Here is a 25,745-nt window from a genome sequence, read left to right on the forward strand (position 1 = left end):
CTAAGGAGAAATAGGGCTAATAATGAAATTAACTAAGAATCGTTTACAAAACTACTAAATACTTTTTCTTAATGCTTTACTAGCGTAACTTTGGGAAAAAATAACATTCTTCAGGCTCTTACAATTTAAAACATAGCAACAACAGTTAAACTAATGAAAAGAATATTTCAAATTTTACTCCTACTAAGTATTACTGGTTTTTCTAATCAGCTTTTAGCCCAGACAAGTGAAAGTTTTTCTATCAAAGGAAAAATTAAAGGCATTAAAGATACCACTGTTTTTTTAGCACATTATTTTGGTTATAATCAACAAGTAATAAAAGATACTGCCAAAGTTGATTCAGAAGGCAATTTCCTTTTTAAGGGAGACAAAAAATTGCCTGAAGGACTATATTTGGTTTCCTTACCCAAGGGTAAGTATTTCGATATCATCATTGGTAACCAAGAGTTTGCATTTGAAACAGATACGGTTAACCTAATCCGTAAAATGAAAATAACGGGGTCTAAAGAAAATGAAGCCTTCTTTAAGTTTCAACAAGAAATGTCAGACCGATTTGATGAGATGAAAGCCTTGGAAGCTGAAAGTAAAAAAGGAAAAACGCCAGCAGTAGAGGCTAAAATTAAGAAAGTGCAAACTGCTACGACCCAGTTTCAAAAAGACTGGTTAAAAGCCAACGAAAATTTATTTGCTGGGAAATTAATTAAATCATCACAAGAGCCAGAAATCCCAACATATCCGAAACCTCTTCAAACTAAAGCAGATACGGCTGCGATGTATCAGTATCAATTTCAACATTATAAAGCTCATTTTTGGGATAATGTTGATTTAGCGGATGATAGAATGATGCGTACACCATTTTTACAAAAGAAATTGGAACGCTATTTTGACGATTTAACTGTTCAAGTATCTGACTCTATCGCTAAAGAAGCTGATTTTGTATTGGCAAGAGCTACTTCTAGAGATGTAAGAAGATATACTATTTATAAAATCTCTAGTCAGTATGAAAACCCAAAAATCTTAGGAACAGATGGCGCATTTGTACACATGGCAGAGAAATATTATATCGGAGAACCATCATTATGGGATACCTCTACGGTAAGAAGAATGAAAGAAAGAGTGGCTATTTTGAAACCACTTTTAATTGGTAAAAAATTGCCAGATATGTACCTTACAGATACGTTGGGCAGAGAAATTGAGATTCCACGAATAGCGGCTGATTATACTGTTTTGTTTATTTATGACCCTGAATGTAGCCATTGTCGCGAGTCTGCTCCGAAATTGAAAAAAGCCTATCAAACTTTAAAAACTAAAAATGTAAAAGTAATAGCGGCTTCAATCGACAGAACACCTTCGAAATGGAAAGGATTTATCAAAGAATTTAAGCTAGAAGAAATTATTAATGGCATCGATATTCATAAAAATGCTCAAACAGGAAAAGAAGAATATTATACTGATTTTAAAAATAATTTTGATGTATACGCTACGCCAGTAATTTATGTATTGGATAAAGACAAAAAGATTATTGCCAAACGCTTACCTGTAGAACAAGTAGAAGATTTTATTGATTTTACCAGAAAACAAAAGGCATCTAAAAATATCAGATAAACAAACATGAGTTATCCCGAATTTTAAAATCACAAGAAAGCGGTCAAAATTAGTTTTTTGACCGCTTTCTTGATTTATGGATATAGATTATAGTTCCGTTAGGAACACTATATCGGCGGCCGTCGTTGCGGTAGAAGAAGCATCGTATTAACTCCTCCAAGCCCCATCGGGGCAAAATATTTCGCCCCAATGGGGCTTGGAGGAGAATTTTGTTTTACATTTTACCGCAAATGCGGCTATCGATATATCGCCTCTATGAGGCTATTTTGTTAAACTCCCTATTTTAAGAAAAATTCGGGATGACTCATGTTTATTACTTACACCAAAATTTCATGATGTCGTTCTTTTTCCCAATCTTTTAAATAATCAATTAATTCACTGAATTCCAAACTTACTCCATTACTAATATAGGCTTCATAATTGCCTACTGCTAATGCAATGGTTTGTTCTGGTAATAAATCAAGCATTAACCCTAGACAAGCTCCTGCATTAAAATTATCTCTACCACCAGTGGAGATACGCTTTTGAAAAAAACTTTTACCTCTCACTTCGTAAACATGATTTTTATAAACCATCAATGCCTCTTCGGGAGTATGAACAAAAATCTGTTGAATATGATAAGTACTAATAATATTCTTTAAAATATCAGGTAATTCTGCGTCAGGATTATCTTTTTTCAAACCATAAATATATTTGGCTTCGCTTTCGTTAATGCCTAAACTTACTTTGCCATATTGCGCATAACTTCCAATTACATCAAGAATTTCAAGGATTTCTTCTTTTGTTCGTTTGCTAATATCTGAAAGATCAAAGAAGAAATTTTTATGACGCATACCGAATGCATCTTCTTCTTCTTGAATTTTGTTTCTAGAAAAGTACTTTGGTGATTGTCTAGTGGCCTCTGGTGACAAATTCACAACGATGTCCTCTAGAAACCCTTTCCAAATATCAGTACAATATTTGATATTCGCCCAGTTGACAAAAGCTAATAATGAGCTTTCGTAAATCCACCTGCTTAGGTTCTCTACACCTGCCACTGCTGCAACATACGACCACGTGAGTTGTTCATAAGTACTTTCTTCTGAAAAAATTAATTTACCATCATTAAATTCCAAGATAGTAGTTTTGGCAGGAGAAGCGATAGAAACTAATTCACAATTGGGATGCATTTCTTCAAATACATTGTTAATATCTGGATAGCCCATTGTAGCAATACAAATATTCTTGGCGCCCAATGCCCCTAATGAATTGGCAAGAATAGGAGCATTACCATTCATTCTCATTTCTAATTGCCTAAGATTTACTTTGGTATCTTTCCCCGAAAGAGAAGCCAATTGCGCTGCTACATCACTAATTGTTTCAAAATAATGGGTTTGATTGTCTTCTTTGTTATTCACAATTTTTTGAATAGAATCAATGTAAGCATCGAAGCCTACGATGGCTTTCAATGGTTTTCCAATAGATCGATGTTTTTCTAGGGCTTTAATCAAGCTTGGTAATGTTCTTTTCAAGGTAAAATATTGGGGCGTTTATGAAGTTTAACAAAGATTTTAATAAAAGGTATTAAAGTAAAATTATATAATTTTAAGAAATAATTGTTTAATAAAGGAGTATTTATTCTATTTTCTATTGCCAAGTACCAAACTTCCCTTGTTGGTAATCTGTATAGGCTTGATAGATTTCCTCTTCGGTATTCATGACAAATGGACCTTGGGCAACCATCGGTTCATTAAAAGGAACGGCATGACCAAGTAATAATACTGAATCGGTGTCAGCTACGATTTGAACACCTGTCTCATCATTCATGAATTCTACCAATTGTCTCGCTTTAATTGGTTGTCCATTTACTGTAAGCGCACCTTTTATTAAGTAAAAGAATATGTTTCTTTCTTTGGCAATATTGATAGTTAATTCAGCAGATACTTTGAAAGTAATAGTGCTTAAAAAAACATCTGTTTTTGATTCAAAAGCACCTTTATTTTCTCCCCATTTACCCGAAATTAATTTTACGATTACTTTGTCATCATCCAACCGTATTGTCGGAATTTCGTCTTCTTGCAAGCCTAAATAGAAAGGGCTAGTCATTTTTAATTTAGCGGGTAAGTTTAACCATAACTGCAAAATTTCTAAATCGCCACCTTGTTTCTTGAATGCCTCTGAGGATACTTCTGCGTGAATTAAGCCACTACCAGCCGTCATCCATTGTACGCCTCCGCTATTGATGATACTTTCATGACCACTTGAATCTTTGTGCATTATATCCCCAGCGAGGATAAATGTTACTGTCTCCATCCCTCTGTGTGGATGTGGACCAAACGGTAAACCTCTGTTATTAGCAGGATACTGTTGAAACCCATGATGATTCAAGAAAATAAATGGGTCTACTTGTGCTAAAGTGCTAGTAGGCAAAGGCGAGTAAGTAATTAAATCGGCAATAGGACGATATGCTGCTTGATGAATTTTTTTAATGCTTCTCATGGAAAATCTTTTTTGGTATTGGGGAAATTAATGCTTAGAAAATAGCTTCACTTTTCAATTAACGTGATATTAATTAAAAGAGTTATGCTTTTTTTAATAAAATTAAGACAGGAAGGAAATGATAAGAAGAGAAGTGTTAAAACTTGTTAATAGATTTTAGCTGCTCAGTTCCCTTGTTGGCATTTTAATACAAAGGAACTGAGGGTGTTAGACGAATGTCCTAGTCCCAGAATAGTTTTCTCTGAACTCTTTGGGTGTACATCCATGTTTTTTCTTGAAAATTCTATTAAAATAAGAAAGATTATTGTAGCCACATTTAAAGGAAACTTCTGCAATAGACTGTCGGGTATCGATAAGCAAGCGTGAAGCGTGTCCTAACCGAATATCATTTAAGCTATCAATAAAGGTTTTACCAGTTCGCTTTTTAATGAATCTGCTAAAGCTCACAACCGTCATGTTGACAATCTTAGCAATATCTTCCAATGAAATTTCTTTGTCATAATTATTCCTCATATAAACAAAAGCTTTTTCAATTCTACGACTATCATAAGTGGCATTTTCATTGGCAAAAGTCAGGGTCGTTAGCGTTTTCATGTTTCTGGAAACTGACAAGTCGTGTAGGATAGACATCAATTCCATGACTGAACAAAAACCATTGGTTTGAGCAAGACCTATCAGACGAGGTTTAATTGCTTGTATCGTTTCCTGAGAAAAAGAAATGCCTCTTGCTGAACGTTCTAGCATAGAACGTATAAAGCTCATTTGATTCCTTTTTAAGAATTTTTCATCAAATAAATCTCGGTGAAATTGAATGGTAATTTCATTAATATTTTCAGAAATAGATTCATGTGAAAACCAGCCATGGGGTACGTTGGAACCCACCAAAACTAATTCATAACTTGAAATTATTTCGATATTATCGCCAACTACTCTTTTTGCACCATCTGCATTTTCGATAAAGTTTAGCTCAAATTCTTCATGGTAATGTAAAGGGAAGTCAAACTTACTTTTTGTTCTGGCAAAAACCATAAAACAGTCATTAGAAGTAAGCGGGGTGATTTCACGATAAATTTTAGACATTTGGATAATATGGGTTGAAAAATCAATAGCTTTTGCAATTAAAGTATTATAAGCATAGATGATGGTTATCCTGTAAATTTGCAATTTTTTGCGGAAAATGCAACAAATTTTGCGGAAATGTAGAATAATTAAGGGTTTTCCCTTTGTTTTTAGGAAAATATGAGGGTTATGCAAAACCTAGAAAGTGGAATTTGTATTATAAAAATTGTCCTCCTTAAATAAGTCATGCTTTAGATAGATTTGAAAAAAAACAAAATAAAATTTTACAAATTCAATTTTTATACTTTACATTTGTCTCAAACTTTAGGGGTGCCTTAAATATAACGGGCTGAGATTATACCCTCAAAACCTGAACGGCGTAATTGCTGCGTAGGAAAAAGTAAGGCAGAATTTTCTTTTCAGATTCGGTGTACAGATTCAAGCATCGTTTTCAAAATTTCACTGCTTTTCTTGGTTAGCTTAAAAAACGATAGATTGATTTTTTCATTCTGATTTTTTGATGGGTTATAATTTTTTGTGGATGATTAGGTGTACAACTAACGCTATAAAGATTTACTCCCGAAGCTCACTCATACACGCTTTAATTTCTCCTTGGTTTTCGCTAAAGTCCATTTGTTTTTATTTTAAATAAATACATGGAATGACTGTCTTTATTAACGACCAAATCTTTGAATTTCCTGAAAACCCTCCTTTAATCGAGGTGCTCAATCAGCAAGGCATTATCGAAATGCGGGGCTTGGCTATTGCTATTAACGAAGAAGTAATTCCTCGTGATAAATGGGGAAGCATCAAACTTAAAAGTAATGACCAATTGATGCTGATTCGGGCTACTCAAGGCGGTTGAAAATTTGGCGTTGTATTTCAAAAGCTTATGAAAAACATGAAGAAAATAGAAAAAACTCCTCATGCTGAAACAATCAGCAGAGCGCCCTTTCCAGCTTCCAAAAAAGTATATGTACAAGGGGAAATTCATGATATTAAAGTAGCAATGCGTGAAATTAGCTTGTCGGATACCCTCGTAAATGGCAAAGTAATTTCTGCCAATGCACCCGTAACGGTATATGATACTAGTGGGCCATTTACAGACCCTAACGTTGACATTGATGTAAGAAAAGGCTTGCCAAGACTGAGACAATCATGGATTTTAGAGCGGGGAGATGTAGAGGAACTCCCTTCCATTACCTCAAACTATGGATTAGAACGTTTAGCCAATTCTGCCCTTGATGCATTGCGGTTTGAATACCTTAAAAAGCCATTGAGAGCAAAAACTGGACAAAACGTATCTCAATTGCATTATGCCAAAAAAGGCATTATCACGCCAGAAATGGAATATATTGCCATTCGTGAGAATCAGAAAATACAGGAACTTAACACGATTGGGCATCAGCACGAAGGACATAGTTTTGGAGCAAATACTCAAAAAGGATTGATTACTCCTGAGTTTGTGCGTTCAGAAGTAGCCATGGGTAGGGCTGTGATTCCTAATAACATCAACCACCCAGAAAGCGAGCCAATGATTCTTGGGCGTAATTTCTTAGTGAAAATAAATGCGAATATTGGTAATTCTGCTGTATCATCGAATATCGAAGAAGAGGTAGAAAAAACCGTTTGGGCTTGTCGCTGGGGTGCTGATACCATCATGGATTTATCTACAGGTAAAAACATTCATGAAACCCGTGAGTGGATTATTAGAAACTCACCTGTTCCAATTGGAACTGTACCCATTTACCAAGCCCTTGAAAAGGTAGGGGGAAAGGCAGAAGATTTGACTTGGGAAATTTTTAAGGATACCCTCATAGAACAAGCTGAACAAGGCGTTGACTATTTTACGATTCATGCTGGCGTATTGTTGAGGTATGTTCCGATGACGGCGAAAAGAGTAACAGGCATTGTATCGCGTGGAGGGAGTATCATGGCAAAATGGTGTTTAGCACATCATAAAGAAAACTTTCTTTATACGCATTTTGAAGAGATTTGTGAAATCATGAAGGCTTATGATGTAGCGTTTTCTTTAGGTGATGGTCTTCGTCCGGGAAGTATTGCTGATGCTAACGATGTCGCACAATTTGCAGAATTGGAGACACTGGGAGAATTAACCAAAATTGCTTGGAAACACGATGTCCAAACGATTATTGAAGGCCCCGGTCACGTGCCGATGCACTTGATTAAAGAAAATATGGACAAGCAATTGAAAGAATGTCATGAAGCACCTTTCTATACGCTTGGGCCATTAACCACAGATATTGCACCTGCTTACGACCATATTACTTCTGGCATCGGAGCGGCTATGATTGGCTGGTTTGGTTGTGCTATGTTGTGTTATGTAACACCCAAAGAGCATTTAGGCTTACCCAATAAAGAAGATGTGAAAGTAGGGGTGATTACGTATAAGATTGCTGCCCATGCTGCCGACCTTGCCAAAGGGCATTATGGGGCACAAATAAGGGATAATGCTTTGAGCAAAGCACGCTTTGAATTCCGTTGGGAAGACCAATTCAACTTATCCCTTGACCCAGATACGGCTCGTGAGTATCATGATGAAACGCTACCAGCAGAAGGAGCTAAAATTGCCCATTTCTGTTCGATGTGTGGTCCTAACTTCTGTTCGATGAAAATTACCCAAGAAGTACGTGATTATGCTGATAATATGGGCGTTGAAGAACAAGAGGCTTTGGCAAAAGGTATGCAAGAAAGAGCGAAAATCTTTGTAGAACAAGGAGCAGAGGTGTACATATAATTAAGTGATTAGTAATTGGTGATTAGTAATTAGTTTTTGAAAATGTAAAAAAATAGTGTTTATTGTAGGAATTTATAGCTCTATTTACTAGTCACTAATTACTAATTACCAATCACTCCAAAAAATGCAAAAAGTAATTCTTTCCAACCCCACTGATTTTGACGGTGAAATATCCATTATCGAACAATTGTTGATGGATGAGTCATTGATTTTTCACCTTAGAAAACCAGAAAAGTCTTTGAAGGAATATGAAGATTTTTTGAGACGCATTCAACCGAAATTTTATCGTAAGATTGTATTGCATTCGCATTATGAGTTAATTAATAAATATAATGTGAAGGGAGTGCATTTTACAGAAACATTCAGACAAAGCATAGATGATGCAACTTTGTTCAACTCAGTAAAAATGTTACGCAAGCATAGACTATCTGTAAGCTGTTCATTGCATACATTGAATGCCATCGAAAATTTGAGTTTCAAGGCTGATTACGTTTTTTTAAGTCCGATTCTCAAAAGTATTTCTAAGACTGATTATGTAGGTGTTTTTACCATGGACGAATTACAGTTTTACTTTCATGTTCGGAAAAGTAACACGCCTGTATATGCATTGGGAGGTATTAGAGAAGAAAATAGGGAGTTTTTAGAAAGGATTGGATTTCAGGGATATGTATTGATGGGGTCGGTGTGGGAGAAATATTTTCAAGCAGAAAATTAAATGAATAATAGACCTTTTGTGCTGAGTATCGCAGGACTTGATCCAAGTGCTGGGGCAGGTATTTTGGCTGATATTAAAACATTTGAACAACATCAAGTGTACGGATTAGGCATTTGCGCTGCTATTACTTTTCAACATGATAATCATTTTGAAGGCGTTAGTTGGCTTGATAATCAGCAAATTGTTCATCAAGGAAAATTACTTTTTGATAAATATCCTATCGATTTTGTTAAGATTGGCTTAGTACAAAGTTTGAAAGATTTAGATGAAATTATTGATACTTTGTTATTGTGGAATCCAGCCATAAAAATTGTTTGGGATCCTATCTTGAAAGCCAGTGCAGGGTTTAATTTTCATGAAGATATCAATCAAATACTATTAGAAAAAATTCTTAAAAAGATTTATCTCATCACTCCCAACTTGCCAGAGCTTCAAAAATTGGTAGCAGGGGAGTCTTCAGTTGAGCAAAAAGCCTTTAGACTGAGCAAGTTTTGTAATGTTTATTTAAAAGGAGGGCACTCTGACAATGAAATCTGTAAGGATATCCTGTTTACAGGAACCAAAACATTTTCTTTTATTGCTGAAAGGATTCCTAATGGTGAAAAACACGGTTCTGGCTGTGTGCTTTCTTCGGCAATTACTGCTAATCTTTCAAAAGCATTAAGCCTTGAAGAAGCATGTGAAAATGCCAAACATTATATGAATCAATTTTTAAAAAGTAACCCAAGTTTATTGGGTTATCATTTTCAATCATGACGATTTCTAAATTACATTATATAACCCAAGATTTACCTCATGTTTCGCATTGGGAACAAGCTCGTTTAGCTTGTGAGGGCAGTGCCGATTGGGTGCAACTTAGGGTAAAAAATCAAGATTTTGAGGCTTGGAAGCAGACGGCTTTACAAACTCAGGAGGTGTGTAAAGCTTTTGGTGCTACTTTGATTATCAACGACAACGTTCAAATAGCGAAAGAAATACAAGCTGATGGTGTGCATTTAGGCAAAACAGATGCTTCACCGATAGTAGCCAGAGAAATTTTAGGAGAGGACTTTATCATTGGAGGAACAGCCAATACTTTTGAAGACCTCGCTTTTTTGCATCAGGCGAAGGTGAATTATATTGGCTTAGGTCCCTTTAGATTTACTAAAACTAAAAAGAACCTAAGTCCGATTTTGGGTTTAGAAAAATATCAAAGTCTTTTGGCATCATGCAAAGCCTCGGGACTTCATTTACCCATTGTGGGAATTGGTGGTGTACTACTGGCAGATGTGGAAGAGATTCTTTTAGCAGGCTTGCATGGCATTGCGGTTTCTTCTGTGATTAATTTGGCTGATAATCCATCAGCAGTAACAAACAATTTTATGAAGGTTTTAACAGCACAGCTATATGTTAACAATTGCGAATAAAGAATTTTCGTCCCGACTTTTTACAGGTACTGGGAAATTCTCATCACTGACTTTGATGGAAGAAAGTCTATTAGAATCTGGTTCAGAATTAGTAACGGTTGCTTTGAAAAGAGTGCATTTAGCGAAGCAATCAGATGATATTTTGGGCTATTTACATAATCCACAGTTTAATTTATTACCCAATACTTCTGGCGTTAGAAATGCTAAAGAGGCTGTTTTTGTAGCACAATTAGCTAGAGAAGCCCTAGAAACCAATTGGTTAAAACTAGAGATACATCCCGACCCTAAATACCTTTTACCCGATGCTATTGAAACCTTGAAAGCGGCGGAAGAATTGGTGAAGCTCGGATTTGTAGTGTTGCCCTACATTCACGCAGACCCTGTGTTATGCAAGCGTTTGGAGGAAGTAGGTGTAGCGGCAGTGATGCCTTTAGGCTCTCCGATTGGCACTAACAAGGGTTTGAAAACGATTGATTTTTTGGAAATTATTATTGAGCAAAGTAACGTGCCAGTAGTCGTAGATGCTGGTATTGGTTCGCCGTCGGATGCGGCAAAAGCAATGGAGATTGGGGCTGATGCAGTATTGGTGAACACGGCAATTGCGGTTTCGGAAAACCCTGTAATGATGGCAAGGGCTTTTAAAATGGCAGTGGAAGCGGGAAGAATGGCATACGAAGCCAGACTCGCCCCTAAAACAAATAATGCAGTAGCCAGTAGTCCTTTAACTGGGTTTCTTCAAATTAGTTAGTGAATGAGTAAGTTAGTGATTTGTTTTAATTGTGAATGAGTGAGTTGTGAATGAGTGATTAATTTTAAATAAAAAATAAATTAATTTTTGGGAACTCATTCAGTGTGAATCGCCTTTCCACTCACTCACTCACTCACTCACTCACTCACTCACTCACTCACTCACTCACTTACTCACTCACTCAATCAATCAATCACAATTCACTAACTCACTAACTAGATATGCATTCCTTTCAACATCTTTTTCAGCAATATCAGTGGGCTGAGGTTCAGCAGAGTATTCTTGCTAAAACGGCTGATGATGTGCGTCGAGCTTTAAATACTTCTCGCAGAACTTTAGAAGATTTCAAGGCTTTGATTTCTCCTGCTGCCATGCCTTTTTTAGAATCAATGGCTCGAGTTAGTCAGCAATTGACCCAAAAACGCTTTGGTAAAACTATCCAAATGTATGTTCCATTGTATCTTTCTAACGAATGTCAAAATATTTGTACCTACTGTGGATTTAGTTTTGATAATAAAATCAAACGTAAAACCTTGACAGACAAAGAGATTCTAGCAGAAGTGGCGGTGCTAAAAGCGATGAATTATGAACATGTGTTGTTGGTAACAGGCGAAGCAAATCAAACGGTAGGAGTGAGCTATTTGAAAAATGTCATCAAATTAATTCGACCGAATTTCTCGCATATTTCAATGGAAGTACAGCCTCTGGATGAAACAGATTATACGGAGCTAATCGCCGAAGGGCTCAATACAGTATTGGTTTATCAAGAAACTTATCATCAAGAAGACTATAAAATACATCATCCTAAAGGGAAAAAATCTAATTTTGAATACCGAATACAAACACCCGACCGTTTGGGCAAAGCGGGTATTCATAAAATGGGATTGGGGGTATTAATAGGATTAGAAGATTGGCGTACAGATTCTTTCTTTACGGCATTACACCTTGATTACCTTGAAAAACAATATTGGCAAACGAAATATTCTATTTCTTTCCCACGGTTACGACCTTTTTCGGGTGGACTTGAACCAAAAGTCGTGATGTCTGATGCTGAGTTGGTGCAATTAATTTGTGCCTATAGAATTTTTAAAGAAGAAGTAGAACTTTCAATTTCGACACGAGAGAACGAAATTTTTAGAAATAACATTATTAAATTGGGTATCACTGCGATGAGTGCTGGGTCAAAGACTAATCCAGGGGGATACGTTGTTGAACCAGAGTCGTTAGAGCAATTTGAAATTAGTGATGAAAGGAGCCCAGCTGTAATTGCTAAAATGATTGAGCAACAAGGATATGAGCCTGTTTGGAAAGATTGGGATACTGCTTTACATTTAGTGAATGAGTGATTTGTGATTGAGTGATTAATTTTAAATAAAAAATAAATGATTTTTGGGGAACTCATTTAATGTAAATCGTACTTCCAATCACTCAATCACTCAATCACTCAATCACTCAATCACTCAATCACTCAATCACTCAATCACTCAATATTTAAATAAAAACATGGATTTTCAGCGTTATAATCGTCAGATAATTTTACCAGAAATTGGGTTAGCAGGACAGCAACAACTCAATGATGCCAAAGTATTGGTCATTGGGGCTGGAGGCTTGGGGTGCCCAATTTTACAATATTTAGTGGCAGCAGGGGTAGGAAATATTGGAATTGTTGATGCTGACGTGGTTTCAATGTCTAATCTTCAAAGGCAAATATTGTATACTACTGCCGATATCGACAAAAAGAAAGTAGAAGTAGCCAAAGAACGTTTAATGGCGATTAATCCCAACGTTAATATTCAAATTTTTCCAGTTAACCTCAGTGCAAACAATGCCCTTGAACTCTTTGAGAAGTATGATATTATGGTAGATGGGTCAGATAATTTTGCCACACGCTATTTAGTCAATGATGCTGCTGTGATATTGAATAAACCATTTGTATCTGGCTCAATCTTTAAGTTTGAAGGTCAAGTATCTGTGTTCAATTTTCAAGATGGGCCTACCTATCGTTGTTTATATGCTGAACCACCCACCGCTGGAAGTGTACCTAATTGTGCTGAAATAGGCGTAATAGGCACATTAGCAGGCATTATCGGAACGATACAAGCAACTGAAGTGATTAAAATGATTACAGGGGCAGGGGAGGTATTGTCGGGTAAATTATTAATGTTTGATATGCTTACGATGCGTTCTCAAATCATTAAATTCAAGGCCATTCCTGAGAATAAACATATCAAAGAGTTGGTCGATTATCAAATTTTATGTGGTGATTTTCCCGTTGAAAATAGTAATGTAATTGATATTCCAACATTAGAAAAATGGATTGAGGAACAACGAGATTTTCAATTGATTGATGTAAGAAATCCACATGAATTTGAAAGAGATAATATTGGTGGAATAAATATTCCCTTAGATGCTTTATTAGAAAGCATTGATGAAATAAATTTAGAAAAAACGATTATTTTCTGTTGTCAGACAGGACTAAGAAGTGCTAAAGCCATAGAATTATTAAAATCAGTCAGCATTGAGGGAACATTTTTGAACCTAAGAGGAGGAATCTGATACAATAGAAAAAATTATAATATATTATCATTATTTTTTTCAGAATAATTTGAATACAAGAAATAAATATGCTAAATTTCAACAACGAAATGAGTTATTCTGCGAACAAACAAACATTGACTTATAAATCGATGTTTTTAGGTTATAAGAAAAACAAAAAAGCCGAAACTAAAATAGTATCGACTTTAAACATTAACCATTTTTATTTTTTAAATATTCTTAAAATTTCCGAAGAAATTATCTAGTTCTTTATCTTACAAGTTTCAAAAATCTTGTAAAGATACTTATTTTTTAATTACTTATTTTTTGAAGTCTATCATAAACTTCTAAGCAAGCTCGAACATTATGATAGGGACATTTCCAAAAACCAGCTTTGTCTTGATAAGGCATTGGTTTATTTTGTTCACCTGCTACACCCCAATACCATTCCCCTTTCGGCGTAATTAAATACGCTTTTATAAACTCCCAGCTTTTGATAGATTGTTGAAGATATTTCGGATTTTTAGATAATTGAAAGGCATTCAAATAACCAACCATCGCTTCTGCCTGTACCCACCAGTGTTTATCAGTATCATGATGCTCTCCTTCAGACTCATAAGCTAAGCCTCCATCTGCTTGCAATCCTTTTCCTACTGCATCAGTAATTTTGAGGGAAATTTTGTGTACTTCATTCAATAAATTTTCGTCACCAAGCACTTCGGTTGCCTCATACAAAAGCCAAGAAGCTTCAATATCATGTCCATAAGAAATGATGTGAGATTTCACCGTCCAGTCATCATCATGAAATAAATATTGATGACCCGTCTTCGTATCAACGATATACTGGATAAATACTTCAATCAGTGCTTTTAACTGGTTTTTAAGCAAATTATTGTCCCAAACCTTTAATAAATTTGCATAAGCCTCCATAATATGTAAATGAGTATTCATTGATTTTTTCTCATTAGCATCTTTTTGGCTCAATTTTAAATCTTCAATAGGTTGCCAGTCCTGAGCCAATGCTTCTAAATAACCACCATATATTTTGTCAAAACTATGGGTTTCTATGATATTAAATAGTGCTATCGCCCAATCAAGTACTTCTTGATGTTGAGTGACTTTGTAGTATTCACTCAGTCCATAAATTACAAAAGCCTGTCCGTAAATTTGTTTACGTGTATTCAGCGGATTTCCTTTATAATCCACCGACCAATATACACCGCCAAAGGTTTTATCGCTAAAATAATGTCTCAAATATTCATAAGCCCTTGTGGCAGTTGATAAATACGTTGGCCGAGGATTATGACGATACGCTGCTGAGAAAGTCCATAAAATACGAGCATTCAATACAGAACCTTTTTCGGTATTGGCTACTACTTCATCATTTTCGTCAATTTGTCCATAAAAACCACCAAATTCATCATCAATAGTATTATTAAGCCAATAATCTAAAATATTTTCTATTTCCTGATTTACTTCCTTTTGGTATGTTTCGTTGTTCATTTGCATGGAATTTCATGTGAATAAAAAATGTCATGAAGAACGAATCCTTCATGACGACTTAATATTGAAGCTGTTTAAACTTTCCCTTTCGGGTTAAACTAAGTCTTTCAGAATAGCTTGTCCCAAAATTTACTCAACGTAGCGATGCTATGCTTCGCAAATTTTGAAAAAATCAATTCAAAAATACAATACTTTCACCTCAGAAACGGAAAGTTTAAACAGCTTCAGAATTATAAATTTTGAGAGTGAATAAAATTATTAGAGTGTTTCAGCAAACTGCTGTGATTGTGCATACGATTTATTTTTTTTAATAATCTCATAAATGCTCTCTACAGACGTAGCCGAACGGAAACCATCTGCTGGCGTATTAACTACATAATCCAATAATTTATCAAGCGTTGAAGTAGCCACATGCATACGTGTATCTGAAGAAGCATAATAAATAAATACCTGTCCATCATCATCTAAAATCCAACCGTTAGCAAAGATAACATTTGATACATCTCCAAGCCTTTCGATGCCTTCGGGAGCAATAAAATAACCAGCAGGTTTATAAATTACTTTAGTAAGATTCTTCAAATCTGTCATAAAAACGTATAATACATAGCGTAACCCAGCCGCAGTATTACGAACACCATGAGCCAAATGTAACCAACCCAGAGAGGTTTTAATAGGTGCAGGTCCTTGTCCATTTTTCACTTCGTAAACCGTATGGTAATGTTTCTCATCAACGATATATTCTTTTTCGACGATGGCATCTTCCATTGTATCAGCATAGCCAAAGCCAATTCCTCCACCAGTTCCTGCTTCAATAAACCCATCTTGTGGGCGAGTATAAAAAGCATATTTGCCGTTAACAAATTCAGGGTGCAAGACTACATTTCTTTGTTGAGGTGAAGGCGTTTTTAAATCAGGAAGACGTTCCCAATTGATTAAATCTTTCGTACGAGCCATGCCTGCTTGAGCTACTGCCGAAGACTCATCGCCAATTTTAGCATCAGGGTCTTTGCGTTCTGTACAAAAAAGACCATAAATCCATCCATCTTCATGCGCCACCAAACGCATATCATATACATTGCCATCAGGTACATCGGTTTCAGGCATATTGATAGGAAACTCCCAAAAACGGAAATTATCAATACCATTTGGACTTTCGGCGATGGCAAAGAAAGATTTTCTATCGATTCCTTCTACCCTGACAGCCAATATATATTTATCATTCCACTTAATAGCACCCGCATTAAAGGTAGCATTAATACCGAAACGCTCCATTAAATAAGGATTGGTAGCAGGATTGAGGTCATAACGCCAAGTAATAGGTGCGTGCTGTGCCGTAAGCACAGGGTTTTGGTAGCGCTCATAAATTCCGTTTCCTAAGTCTACTTGCTGATTAGGCTTGGTCACTAACGATTCATAATGATTATTTAAAGCTTGTAATCTTTTTTCAAATGTATTCATGCTGTTTATAAATGTAAGATTGAAATACTTTTTTAATCATTAGGGAGTTTCTTATACCAAGTTTTCCAAAGTATAAAAGCGCATATTCCTAAAATAAGGGCAGCGATTCCTACATGCATGGGCATTAATAAAACCACATACACAGGTAAGGCTGTAATCGCTGTTTGTGCAATTGTACCAACCAGTACATTAAACATATCTGATTTGAATTCACGATTAGCTTCAAACGTTGGGTCTTCTGCTTTTACTAGCGCATCAATGGGTTTCCAGAAACCCCACGGACGGATGTTTTTATAGAAACTTTTGAGTACTTCTGCATCAGTAGCTGGTGTTAATAATGAACCAGCTACGGACCCAATAATTGATAATAATAAGATAATTGGAAAATAGTAAAGCGGTAAGGCATCTGTAAAAATGGTTGGAAGAATCATTGACGAAGCAATGCCTGCAAACATTCCCCAGAAAAAACCATAACTATTAAAACGCCACCAGTGCCATTTCAACACATTGGCAGCGATATAGCCCCCATAAAGGGCTGAAACAATCCATTGAAGAATACTATTGACATCTTTGGCAAAAAAGCCTAGCATAATACTGATGAAAACCACCGTTAAACCAGATAAGTAATTCATCTTTGATACCTGCTTATTAGTGGCATTCGGGTTAATCGATTTTAAATAAATATCATTCACCATATAGGCTTGGGCAGCATTGAATGTCCCAGCGAAGGTGCCCATAAATGCCCCCATCAAACCAACTAAGATTAACCCCAACAATCCCGAAGGAATAAAAGTGTTTAGGGCAGCAGGTAAAATTCTTTCAAAATCGCTACCTGTTGCAGTTGAAATATTGATGTCTTTGAAGAACAATAAACCTAACACAGTAATGCCAATGATTAATAAATAACGCGTGGGTAACAGCACTACGTTTACAATCATACTCATTAAAGCAGCTTCGCGAGGCGATTTTGTTGAAAGCACTTTCTGCATATCATAGTTTGGTGCTGGGCCTGCCAAACTTGACAAGATTCCTTTCGCTGTCATTAACGCAAAGAAATACCCGAATGGAGAAAACCCATCGCTAGCAATCTTAGTATTTACTTTATTGATAATGCCCGACCAATCTAGATTCAATTCTTTGCCGAAAAATATATCATTCCAACCTTTTGGTACAATCAACAAATGATTTGACAAGGCTTGCATGGCAATAATGGCTACGGCAAAAGACACAAATACCATGATGACATAGTGAATCAAGTCTGCCCAAACAATACTTTTCATACCACCCAATAAAGAGTAAAATACTGTGAATAGGGTAAAAATGATGCCATAAAGATGCGCTACATATTCGGGAGCTATATCAAAAGGAAAGTAGCCTTTTACAACATTCCAAGGAATAAAAATTTCAATGAATTTACCTAACCCAATAAACCCATAAGCCATAAACCCCAAACAACACAAAAGAGCAAAAGCAATGATAATTTTATGGGAAAGCTGAGCATCTTTATTCGTTCCAAAGCGAGTAAGCATCCATTCTGCACCTGTTGACACATTAGAACGACGCAACCAAATAGACATATAAACCATCATGAAAATCTGGTTGAAAACGGGCCAAAGCCAAGGCAACCAAATACTTTTAACACCATAAATAAACATGATAGCTACCATCCAAGCCGTACCCGAAATATCAAACATTCCAGAAGCATTAGAAACGCCTAACATCCAGTAAGGCATTGATTTACCCCCTAATAAATAATCATTTTTACTACGCTGTGCCTGTTTTTTTAATACAATTCCAATCACTGAAACTAATATTAAATAAGCGATGATGACGATAATGTCTAATAATTGAATTTTCATTTAAGGTTTTTTTACAAATATTTCAGTAGTAATGGTTATTTATAAAGGTTAGCTTTTTTCTTGAAAATATGTTTTGCTTCGTGTGCGATAGCATAAAATATGCTTTCATAATTTATAATACAAAATTGACAGTTTTTGTGGTGAAACTGTTAATACTTTTTTATCAATTGCTTATATTAAATCTACTTTTATGTGATTTTTGAAGATATTTTGCAGAAAAATATAAATTAAGTATTACTAAATATTGTATTATTGTTAAATGGGGGCTTTGTGTTTTTCGTAGAAAAAGGCGTATTATTTTATCATTAAAAAAGAAATCCCTTTTAAGTGGGGAGCTTACTTAAAAGGGATTATTTGATTTATTCAAATTTAGTATTGATTGTCATTCCTGGCCAAGCATCTGTCCTAAATGAATTAGCTGGCAAGCCTTCTGAGTTAAACAGATTGGCATCCATTGGCGAATCTGCCCAAGCATATCGTACTGAAATGGGTTTTAATCCTTTTGGGTGATAAACAATCACTTTGTTATCTACAATTTCTGCTTTAGCGTAATAAAACACTTTGTCTTCCCCTGCAATTTCAAAGCCTTTTAGGTATCCAAATTTATCTTGAATGACTAATCCTTTTGCAATGTTTTTGAAAGAAACTATTGCTTTACCATCTTGATAGCTAACAGATTCAAACATAGGAGAGTTGTATTCAATATTTTGCCCAAAATCTTTTTGCAAGGCATTTATTGCCAAACGATGTCCCACATCCTGTTTGTTTGTTGGGTGAATATCATTCGGGTTGCCAATATCGGTAATGACAGCCATTCCTGTTTTAGGAAGTGATAATGTCATCGTTTGGGCTTCTCTTAATTCTGCCCAATTGCTACCTTGATTACTATTTTGATAAGGACCATAGTTGGCTAACTGAACGAAATAGAATGAGAAATCATCGTTCCATTTTTTACGCCAATCTTCTATCATCAACGGAAAGCTCTGGCGGTATTGGTAAGCTCTGCCAGTATTAGCTTCGCCCTGATACCACAATGAACCACGAATAGCAAAAGGGACAAGAGGGGCTATCATGCCATTATAGATAGTAGTGCCCACATTGTTACTAGAATGCACGTACTCATGTTTTCCCGCAAAAGATGGCATCAACCTCCAGCCTGTCGCCATGCTAACTTTTTGTTTGCCAGCCTCTACATACAAATCAGTAGTAGAACCTATTAGTCCTAGACCCATCCAAGGAAGGCTTTGCATATTCCCGAATTTTATCATTAACTGGTTGGTTCCAGTTTGCCAAGTATTAGCAGGTATAGTAATCTTACGAACACCCTTAATGACACCCTGTGAAACCAATTTACCATTAATATAAATCTCATTATAACTATCGTTTTCTGCTAATGCTAAAGTTGTTTCGGTTGAAACAGCTTCTTCTGGCACTTCAATAGTACGAGCCATGTAACCATCTCCACGATAAGCCCAAATGCCTTTCCAGTCCCATTGTCCCATTGGACTATCCGCATAAAGCCATTTAGAAATATCATAATTCGCTGTTAAATATTTCTTTTCGTCGTCAACGCTTGGGTTGATATTACTGCCTAATAATTGCTTTTGTACTTTCTGGTCATGCGCATAGTCGGCATCTTTCCAGTTGCTAGGCAAGTGTTGAGCATAGCTTTTTAGTTCGTCATTATTTAACATTCCTTCTTTACTAATCCAGCCTTCCACCTGTGAACCTCCCCACGAAGAATGTAATAAACCAATCGGAATGTTTAATTTTTGATATAACTCACGAGCAAAGAAAAATCCGATTGCCGTAAAGTTTCCAACGGTTTCTGGTGAGGCTACTTTCCATTCACCCGTCTTTAAATCTGCTTGTGGGTCAATCGTCACTTCATGTTCTACATAAAAATGCCTGATTTTTGGATAATCAGCATTCTTCTTTTCTTCATTAAAATTATTAGCTTGAGAAACTCTCCACTCCATGTTCGATTGCCCCGAACATAGCCATACTTCACCAATTAAAATATCATTTACACTAACACTGCCAGATTTGGCGGTAGCAGTCATTTTAAAAGGCCCGCCAGCTTCAAGCGGAGTAAATTTTACCATCCATTTTCCAGTAGCATCAGCCTTAGTATTTTGAGATTGCCCAGCCAAAGTAACATTTACTTTTTCGTTGGCATTAGCCCACCCCCATACAGGAATAGGTTTTTGTCGTTGTAATACTACATGGTCAGAAAAAAGTCGTGCTAGTTTTACTTGACCAAAACAAGTAACAGAAATAAGTGACAAACAGATAAAAAGTGTTTTTTTCATAAAGAGAGTGAATAGTTTTTTGATTTACCGAAATTAAGAGAAAGTAATCGTAAAGTTGTCCTATTTAATCAGGAAAAAAAACAAAGTAATAGGCTTTCAGTTCATTGCTACTTCTTCTATGCCATGGCTAATTGCATTATTAAAGAAAGGCTCGGAAGATAAATGAGTAGATGTTATTATTTCAATTCTTTTTTACCAAGGATAGAGAAAATCAAATTCAACCTCATTTTTACTAATAAATAAGTCTATGAAAATAATACTATTGTGTAGTTTGATGTTTGTTAGTTCCTTCGTTATTGCTCAAGATACTTTTGTAGCCAACATGGATGAAAGTAAAGTGAATACTTTCACTCTTCCGAATCCATTGTTAAAATCGGATGGAACATTGATTCGTACTAAAAAGGATTGGGAGCATTATCGAGGATATTGGCTATCACAATTTCAGAACGTGATGTATGGAAAAATGCCATCCCGTAAAATCAAACAGAGTAGCCAGCTTATTTCTAAACATGAAATCATGGATGGCAAAGCTATTCAGTACGTCTGGAAACTTACTTTCGAAGGTAAGTATAGCGTTACAGTTTTGGGAGTCTTGCCTAATACAAAAACAAAAGTACCTGTATTTTTAGGACTTAATTTCTGTGGCAATCAAACCACAAGTTTTAATGAGGATATTCCTGTTTTTGAAAAGTATGTTGTGTGTAACGATGAACCCAAATATAAAAACCATGTTGCTCAGCCTGTTTCACGAGGGACGTGGGTTTCGCTTTGGCAGTTTGAAAAAGTTATCCAAGCGGGTTATGGTAGCATCACGGTAGCTTGTGGAGATTTTGAAGAAGATAATACAGAAGGTTATAAAAATGGTGTAAGAACCTTGCTGGCTAGTGAATTAGGCTTACAGCCAGAAGAATGGTCAGCGAATGGCGCATGGGGTTGGGGACTAAGTAGGGTAGTAGACCTTCTTGAAAATGTACCCGAGGTTGATGCTAAGAAAATTATTTTGCATGGGCATTCTCGTTTGGCAAAGGCCGCGCTTTGGGCAGGAGCAAATGACAGACGATTTGCGGCGATTGTCTCCAATCAATCTGGTGAAGGTGGAGCGGCTTTGACCAGAAGAAACTATGGCGAAAACTTGTGGCGAATCACTAATAAATTTCCTCATTGGTTTTTAGGTTCTTATAAAAACTTTGCTGACAAAGAAAATGATTTGCCGTTTGACCAACACATTCTTTTGGGTTTAATGGCTCCGCGACCATTGTATGTAGCAAGTGCTATGGGCGACCAATGGTCTGACCCGAAAGGTGAATTTTTGAGTGCTGAAGCGACTGAGCCAATCTATCATTTATACAATAAAATTGGATTAGGCAATGCTCCGTTTCCTCCTTTAAATACTCCTATTGGCAAGCAAGTACGTTATCATATCAGAGAGGGTAAGCATGATATGACGGCCTATGATTGGGAACAATACATTGTTTTTGCTAATGAACTAGTAAAGTAAATGAGCTATGAAATCTTAAAGTTAATTTTGGATTTTATCAAGATAATTTTAGAGATTATCTTGTATTGACTTTGTTGAAGATAATGACTAGAGTATTTTAGAACAAGAAAATTAAACAATGAAAGATGTTGTCTACATTTGATAATGTTGTATTAAACACCATGAATCAGCTTTTTTTAGTTTTTATCAGAAAATTAATGTTATGGTTACAATTCAATATAAAAAATAAAATATATTTAGAATATCATAACTTATTTTGTATAATTGTATTTAACTAATAATTGATAACATAGAAATATGTTTTTTTGTTTGATAAATAAAGCATAAATCAAACTTATTCCCCAATATTAATAGGTGTTATCATTACTTTCATCTAACCTAATCTATTAAATATTTTATCATTTATGAATCCAACAAAAAAAAACAATGTAAAGGTAATTGGCAACTTAGACGGGCCAACGATGTTATTCGCACACGGATTTGGTACAGACCAAAATGCTTGGTCTAAAGTTTCAGAAGCCTTTATTTCAAAATACAGAATTATTCTTTTCGACAATGTGGGTGCTGGTAAAGCTGACCCTGAAGCTTTCAGCCCAAATAAATACGATACCCTACAGGCTTATGCCAATGACCTTATTGAAATTTGTGAGGAATACGATGTAAAAGATGCCATCATGATAGGGCACTCAGTTAGTGGAATGGTTAGCTTGCTTACTGCCATTAAAAGACCAGAATTTTTCTCAAAATTAGCCTTAGTAGGCGCTTCACCAAGGTATTTGAATGATACTGGCTATTTAGGAGGTTTTGAACAACAAGACCTAGATTCTCTGTTTGATACAATGGCCAATAATTATTTTGCTTGGGTAAGTGGTTTTTCAGCGGCAGCCATGGGCAATCCAGACAACCCTCAACTAGCAGAAGGTTTTGCAGAAACTTTAAAAGCAATCAGACCAGATATTGCACAATCTGTAGCCCGTGTAATCTTTCAGTCTGATTATCGTAAAGAATTATCCAAGTTGAATAAACCTACTTTATTGATACAAGCTAAAGAAGATATTGCTGTACCCATAGATGTGGCATATTATCTGAACAATAATATCGTTGATAGTAAGCTTACTATCGTAAATGCTTACGGTCATTTCCCACACATAAGCGCCCCAAATGAAGTTATTAACGCTGTTGAGCAATTTATTTAATTATTTTGGACAAGCAAATTGACTGGACTTATGAAGCTGTTAATTTTTTAACAGGTCTTTATCCAATAAAAAAAGAAAAGAACTTTCAAGTTATTTATGCACAAGCTACCAATCTTATCAAAAAGCATGCTCATGCCGAAGCGGCTGCTTTTGTTAGGATGGAAGATAACCTTACTGTGCGTGCACAGTTTAATACATCCAAGCATTTTTTAAGTAACTTTATCAATGCTGAATTAGTATTAAGGCTTGTAGAAGATAATGAAATTGTTTTTGATACAGACAATTCTTTCTCAAAAGAAGAAGGAGAGGATGTCATATTTATTCCTTTGAATGAATCGGGATTCAGAGGAGGCGTTATCTTATTGGTTAAAGATGACCGTAAGTATGATGATTTATTCTTAGCATTTTTAAACCATGCTTTGGTGGGTCTTAAAGATACCACTTTTATTATCCAGAATTATTTTCTAATTGAAGAGCTTACAACTCGTTTTAATGCTATTCTAGAAACTATTCCGCAAGGAGTAGTATTTGTAGATGACCTTGGAAAAGGTGGTTGGGTTAATAGTCAAGCCGCGGAAATTCTCAATATTCCAAAGGATGACAACAAGCCAATTGTTATTGCGGAGGCAATGCAAAAATTAAGAGATAGTGCTGCAAACAAAGATGAAATCATCAAAGAGGGAATCAGGTTGTTTAGCTTGCCCGGACAGAAAATCAATTATTGGAAATGGATATTTGGCGACCCTGTAACTTTTGTGCTGAGTGTTTCGTGTGTACCAACGATTTCTCAAAATATCAAAGGTCGTTTATGGGTATTTGCTGATGTTACCTTTCAACATTTGGCTAATGAACAACTGTTAGAGTTAAATACTGAATTAGCAGAAAAAAGAATCATTGCTGAAGAACAAAATAAAGCAAAGTCTGACTTTCTCGCTAATATGAGCCATGAAATACGTACGCCAATGAATGGCGTAATCGGTATGGCAAGCTTATTAGTAAATACTGAATTAAGCGAAGAACAAATTGACTACGTAGAGACTATACGTATAAGTGGCGAGGCACTCATTGCTATCATTAATGATATTCTTGATTTCTCTAAGATTGAATCGGGTAAAATAGAGTTAGAAAGTAAACCATTCTATATTAACAATGTCATTGAAGAAACATACGATTTACTTTCTGTAAATGCCAATGATAAAGGCCTTGATTTGCTTTATTATATTGAGCCTGATGTACCATTAGAAATCAAGGGAGATATTACACGACTCCGACAAATAATGATTAACCTAGTAAACAATGGTATAAAGTTTACTGCTAAAGGTGAAATTCAAGTGAGTGTTAAAAATATAGGCGTTGATGAGGAAGGTTTTTATAACTTAGAATTTTCAGTAAGAGATACAGGCATCGGTATTCCTCAGGATAAATATTATAAATTGTTTGAGAGTTTTTCACAAGTAGATTCTTCAACTACTCGTAAATATGGTGGTACTGGTCTTGGTTTAGCAATCAGTCAGCGATTGGTATCGCTGATGGGAGGAAGCATACGCGTAGAAAGCGAAGTAGGCAAAGGCTCGTCGTTTATCTTTAATATCAAAGTAGAAGCCAACAGAGACGTTAAAAAATATAAAGCCAATCCAAACGTAGAAATGGTTTCATTGAAAGGTAAACGTATCTTGATATTGGATGATAATAAAACTAATCTAAAGATTCTTAAGACGCAATGTAATATTTGGGGGATGGATGCTACAACCTTCGAGCATTACGAAGATGCATTAGCATCCATAGAAAAAGTTACCTATGATTTAGTAATTATCGATATGCTGATGCCTGGGAAGGATGGTATTGAAGTGACCAAGATTATCAAAGAATTACGGAAAGATTTGCCTGTTATTTTATTTAGTTCTTCAGGAAACCACAATATGCTATCGTTGGATGATAACACAAAACTGTTTGAGTCTATCTTAAATAAACCTACGCGCCATAGCCATATCTTAAAAGCGATTAATGGGGTTTTGAATAACACTGTAAAGTCAACTGTGAAAACTACGGTTAATGCTGACACTACAAATTTGTCGTTGCCTATTAATATACTTATTGCCGAGGATGATTCTATTAATCAAAAATTGTTAACAAGGGTATTAGAAAAGCTCGGATATGCGGCTGATGTGGTAGAAAATGGCATCGAGGTACTCAAAGCCATGGAGAAAAAGAAGTATCATCTAATATTTATGGACGTAATGATGCCTGAAATGGATGGTTTTGAAACGACTAGGAATATCGTAAAGCTATATCCTAAAAGTGCTAGACCTCTTATTATTACAGCCACAGCCAATGCTTTATCAGATGATCGTGAAAAAGCGATACTTGCGGGGATGGATGATTATATTAGTAAGCCATTTAAAATGCAAGACGTGCAAGATAAAATAGAAAAATGGAAAGAAATTTTGCTTGCAAAAATATAATTAATAGAGGCTGTCTCAAATAAAACCAAATATTATTTACCCTCATCCCCAACCACTTCTCTGAAGGAGAAGTGGCTTTTTAAGCTAAAAAGTTCCCCTCTCTGGAGGAGAGGGGTTAGGGGTGAGGTTGCGATTCAAAGAATATTTGGATTT

General features: G+C 35.7%; 19 protein-coding genes and 1 riboswitch. Of the genes, 12 read left to right on the plus strand and 7 right to left on the minus strand.

All coding sequences use genetic code 11. The features are described 5' to 3' along the window. The first annotated feature begins 153 nt into the window (after window positions 1–153). A complete protein-coding gene (locus AC1RNE_RS00440; protein WP_492799094.1) occupies window positions 154–1,605 on the plus strand; it encodes a DUF4369 domain-containing protein in 1,452 nt (483 codons plus the stop codon). Window positions 1,606–1,922: 317 nt separating this feature from the next. On the opposite strand, the gene AC1RNE_RS00445 is transcribed toward AC1RNE_RS00440, so the two are convergent. From AC1RNE_RS00445 to AC1RNE_RS00455, 3 genes are all read right to left on the minus strand, one after another. Further along, the gene (locus tag AC1RNE_RS00445; protein WP_492799095.1) at window positions 1,923–3,116 is read right to left on the minus strand and encodes a hypothetical protein; all 1,194 of its coding nucleotides are present in this window, start codon (window positions 3,114–3,116) and stop codon (window positions 1,923–1,925) included. 115 nt (window positions 3,117–3,231) lie between these two features. Beyond that, window positions 3,232–4,083: a pirin family protein gene (locus AC1RNE_RS00450; RefSeq protein WP_492799096.1), complete on the minus strand. Its 852-nt coding sequence runs from the start codon at window positions 4,081–4,083 to the stop codon at window positions 3,232–3,234. Between the two features lie 207 nt (window positions 4,084–4,290). Continuing rightward, window positions 4,291–5,163, minus strand: a complete 873-nt coding sequence (locus AC1RNE_RS00455) for an AraC family transcriptional regulator (RefSeq protein ID WP_492799097.1) — start codon at window positions 5,161–5,163, stop codon at window positions 4,291–4,293. A gap of 295 nt (window positions 5,164–5,458) precedes the next feature. Then, window positions 5,459–5,556: riboswitch (TPP riboswitch) on the plus strand. Window positions 5,557–5,803: 247 nt separating this feature from the next. On the opposite strand from AC1RNE_RS00455, the gene thiS reads away from it, so the two are divergent. The 8 genes from thiS to moeB all read left to right on the plus strand — a co-directional run bounded on the left by thiS (window position 5,804) and on the right by moeB (window position 13,325). Next, complete coding sequence (gene thiS, locus AC1RNE_RS00460) at window positions 5,804–6,007, plus strand: sulfur carrier protein ThiS (protein ID WP_492799098.1); 204 nt, start codon at window positions 5,804–5,806, stop codon at window positions 6,005–6,007. A 36-nt stretch (window positions 6,008–6,043) separates the two neighbouring features. Then, a complete protein-coding gene (gene thiC, locus AC1RNE_RS00465) occupies window positions 6,044–7,900 on the plus strand; it encodes a phosphomethylpyrimidine synthase ThiC (protein ID WP_492799099.1) in 1,857 nt (618 codons plus the stop codon). Window positions 7,901–8,024: 124 nt separating this feature from the next. Continuing rightward, window positions 8,025–8,615: a thiamine phosphate synthase gene (locus tag AC1RNE_RS00470; RefSeq protein WP_492799100.1), complete on the plus strand. Its 591-nt coding sequence runs from the start codon at window positions 8,025–8,027 to the stop codon at window positions 8,613–8,615. Beyond that, window positions 8,616–9,371 (plus strand): hydroxymethylpyrimidine/phosphomethylpyrimidine kinase, encoded by a 756-nt coding sequence (locus tag AC1RNE_RS00475; protein ID WP_492799101.1) that lies wholly within the window; start codon window positions 8,616–8,618, stop codon window positions 9,369–9,371. It abuts the gene before it with no gap. Continuing rightward, window positions 9,368–10,021, plus strand: a complete 654-nt coding sequence (locus AC1RNE_RS00480; RefSeq protein WP_492799102.1) for a thiamine phosphate synthase — start codon at window positions 9,368–9,370, stop codon at window positions 10,019–10,021. The genes AC1RNE_RS00475 and AC1RNE_RS00480 overlap by 4 nt, the downstream gene beginning before the upstream one ends. Next, window positions 10,002–10,769, plus strand: coding sequence for a thiazole synthase (locus AC1RNE_RS00485; protein WP_492799103.1), 768 nt, complete (start codon window positions 10,002–10,004; stop codon window positions 10,767–10,769). Before AC1RNE_RS00480 ends, AC1RNE_RS00485 begins: the two co-directional genes overlap by 20 nt. A 221-nt stretch (window positions 10,770–10,990) precedes the next feature. Beyond that, entirely contained in the window at window positions 10,991–12,115 is a 1,125-nt protein-coding gene (gene thiH / locus AC1RNE_RS00490) for a 2-iminoacetate synthase ThiH (RefSeq protein WP_492799104.1), read from the plus strand. Between the two features lie 157 nt (window positions 12,116–12,272). Then, window positions 12,273–13,325: a molybdopterin-synthase adenylyltransferase MoeB gene (moeB, locus tag AC1RNE_RS00495; protein WP_492799105.1), complete on the plus strand. Its 1,053-nt coding sequence runs from the start codon at window positions 12,273–12,275 to the stop codon at window positions 13,323–13,325. A gap of 291 nt (window positions 13,326–13,616) precedes the next feature. Here the strand turns inward: moeB and AC1RNE_RS00500 are convergent, their stop codons facing one another. From AC1RNE_RS00500 to AC1RNE_RS00515, 4 genes are all read right to left on the minus strand, one after another. Beyond that, window positions 13,617–14,807, minus strand: coding sequence for an AGE family epimerase/isomerase (locus AC1RNE_RS00500; protein WP_492799106.1), 1,191 nt, complete (start codon window positions 14,805–14,807; stop codon window positions 13,617–13,619). A 258-nt stretch (window positions 14,808–15,065) separates the two neighbouring features. After that, window positions 15,066–16,265, minus strand: a complete 1,200-nt coding sequence (locus AC1RNE_RS00505) for a glycoside hydrolase family 130 protein (protein WP_492799107.1) — start codon at window positions 16,263–16,265, stop codon at window positions 15,066–15,068. Between the two features lie 32 nt (window positions 16,266–16,297). After that, a complete protein-coding gene (locus tag AC1RNE_RS00510) occupies window positions 16,298–18,124 on the minus strand; it encodes a sodium:solute symporter family protein (RefSeq protein WP_492799108.1) in 1,827 nt (608 codons plus the stop codon). Window positions 18,125–18,483: 359 nt separating this feature from the next. Next, entirely contained in the window at window positions 18,484–20,436 is a 1,953-nt protein-coding gene (locus AC1RNE_RS00515; protein WP_492799109.1) for a sialate O-acetylesterase, read from the minus strand. Between the two features lie 247 nt (window positions 20,437–20,683). Here AC1RNE_RS00515 and AC1RNE_RS00520 point away from each other — a divergent pair, with 247 nt between their 5' ends. The 3 genes from AC1RNE_RS00520 to AC1RNE_RS00530 all read left to right on the plus strand — a co-directional run bounded on the left by AC1RNE_RS00520 (window position 20,684) and on the right by AC1RNE_RS00530 (window position 25,592). Then, window positions 20,684–21,934, plus strand: a complete 1,251-nt coding sequence (locus AC1RNE_RS00520) for a glucuronyl esterase domain-containing protein (RefSeq protein WP_492799110.1) — start codon at window positions 20,684–20,686, stop codon at window positions 21,932–21,934. 404 nt (window positions 21,935–22,338) lie between these two features. Further along, on the plus strand, window positions 22,339–23,130 hold the full coding sequence (locus AC1RNE_RS00525; protein ID WP_492799111.1) for an alpha/beta fold hydrolase: 792 nt from the start codon (window positions 22,339–22,341) through the stop codon (window positions 23,128–23,130). 5 nt (window positions 23,131–23,135) lie between these two features. Continuing rightward, on the plus strand, window positions 23,136–25,592 hold the full coding sequence (locus AC1RNE_RS00530) for a hybrid sensor histidine kinase/response regulator (RefSeq protein ID WP_492799112.1): 2,457 nt from the start codon (window positions 23,136–23,138) through the stop codon (window positions 25,590–25,592). Window positions 25,593–25,745 lie beyond the last annotated feature (153 nt).

It is taken from the genome of Arcicella sp. GW822-FHT02H01, from assembly GCF_058802005.1.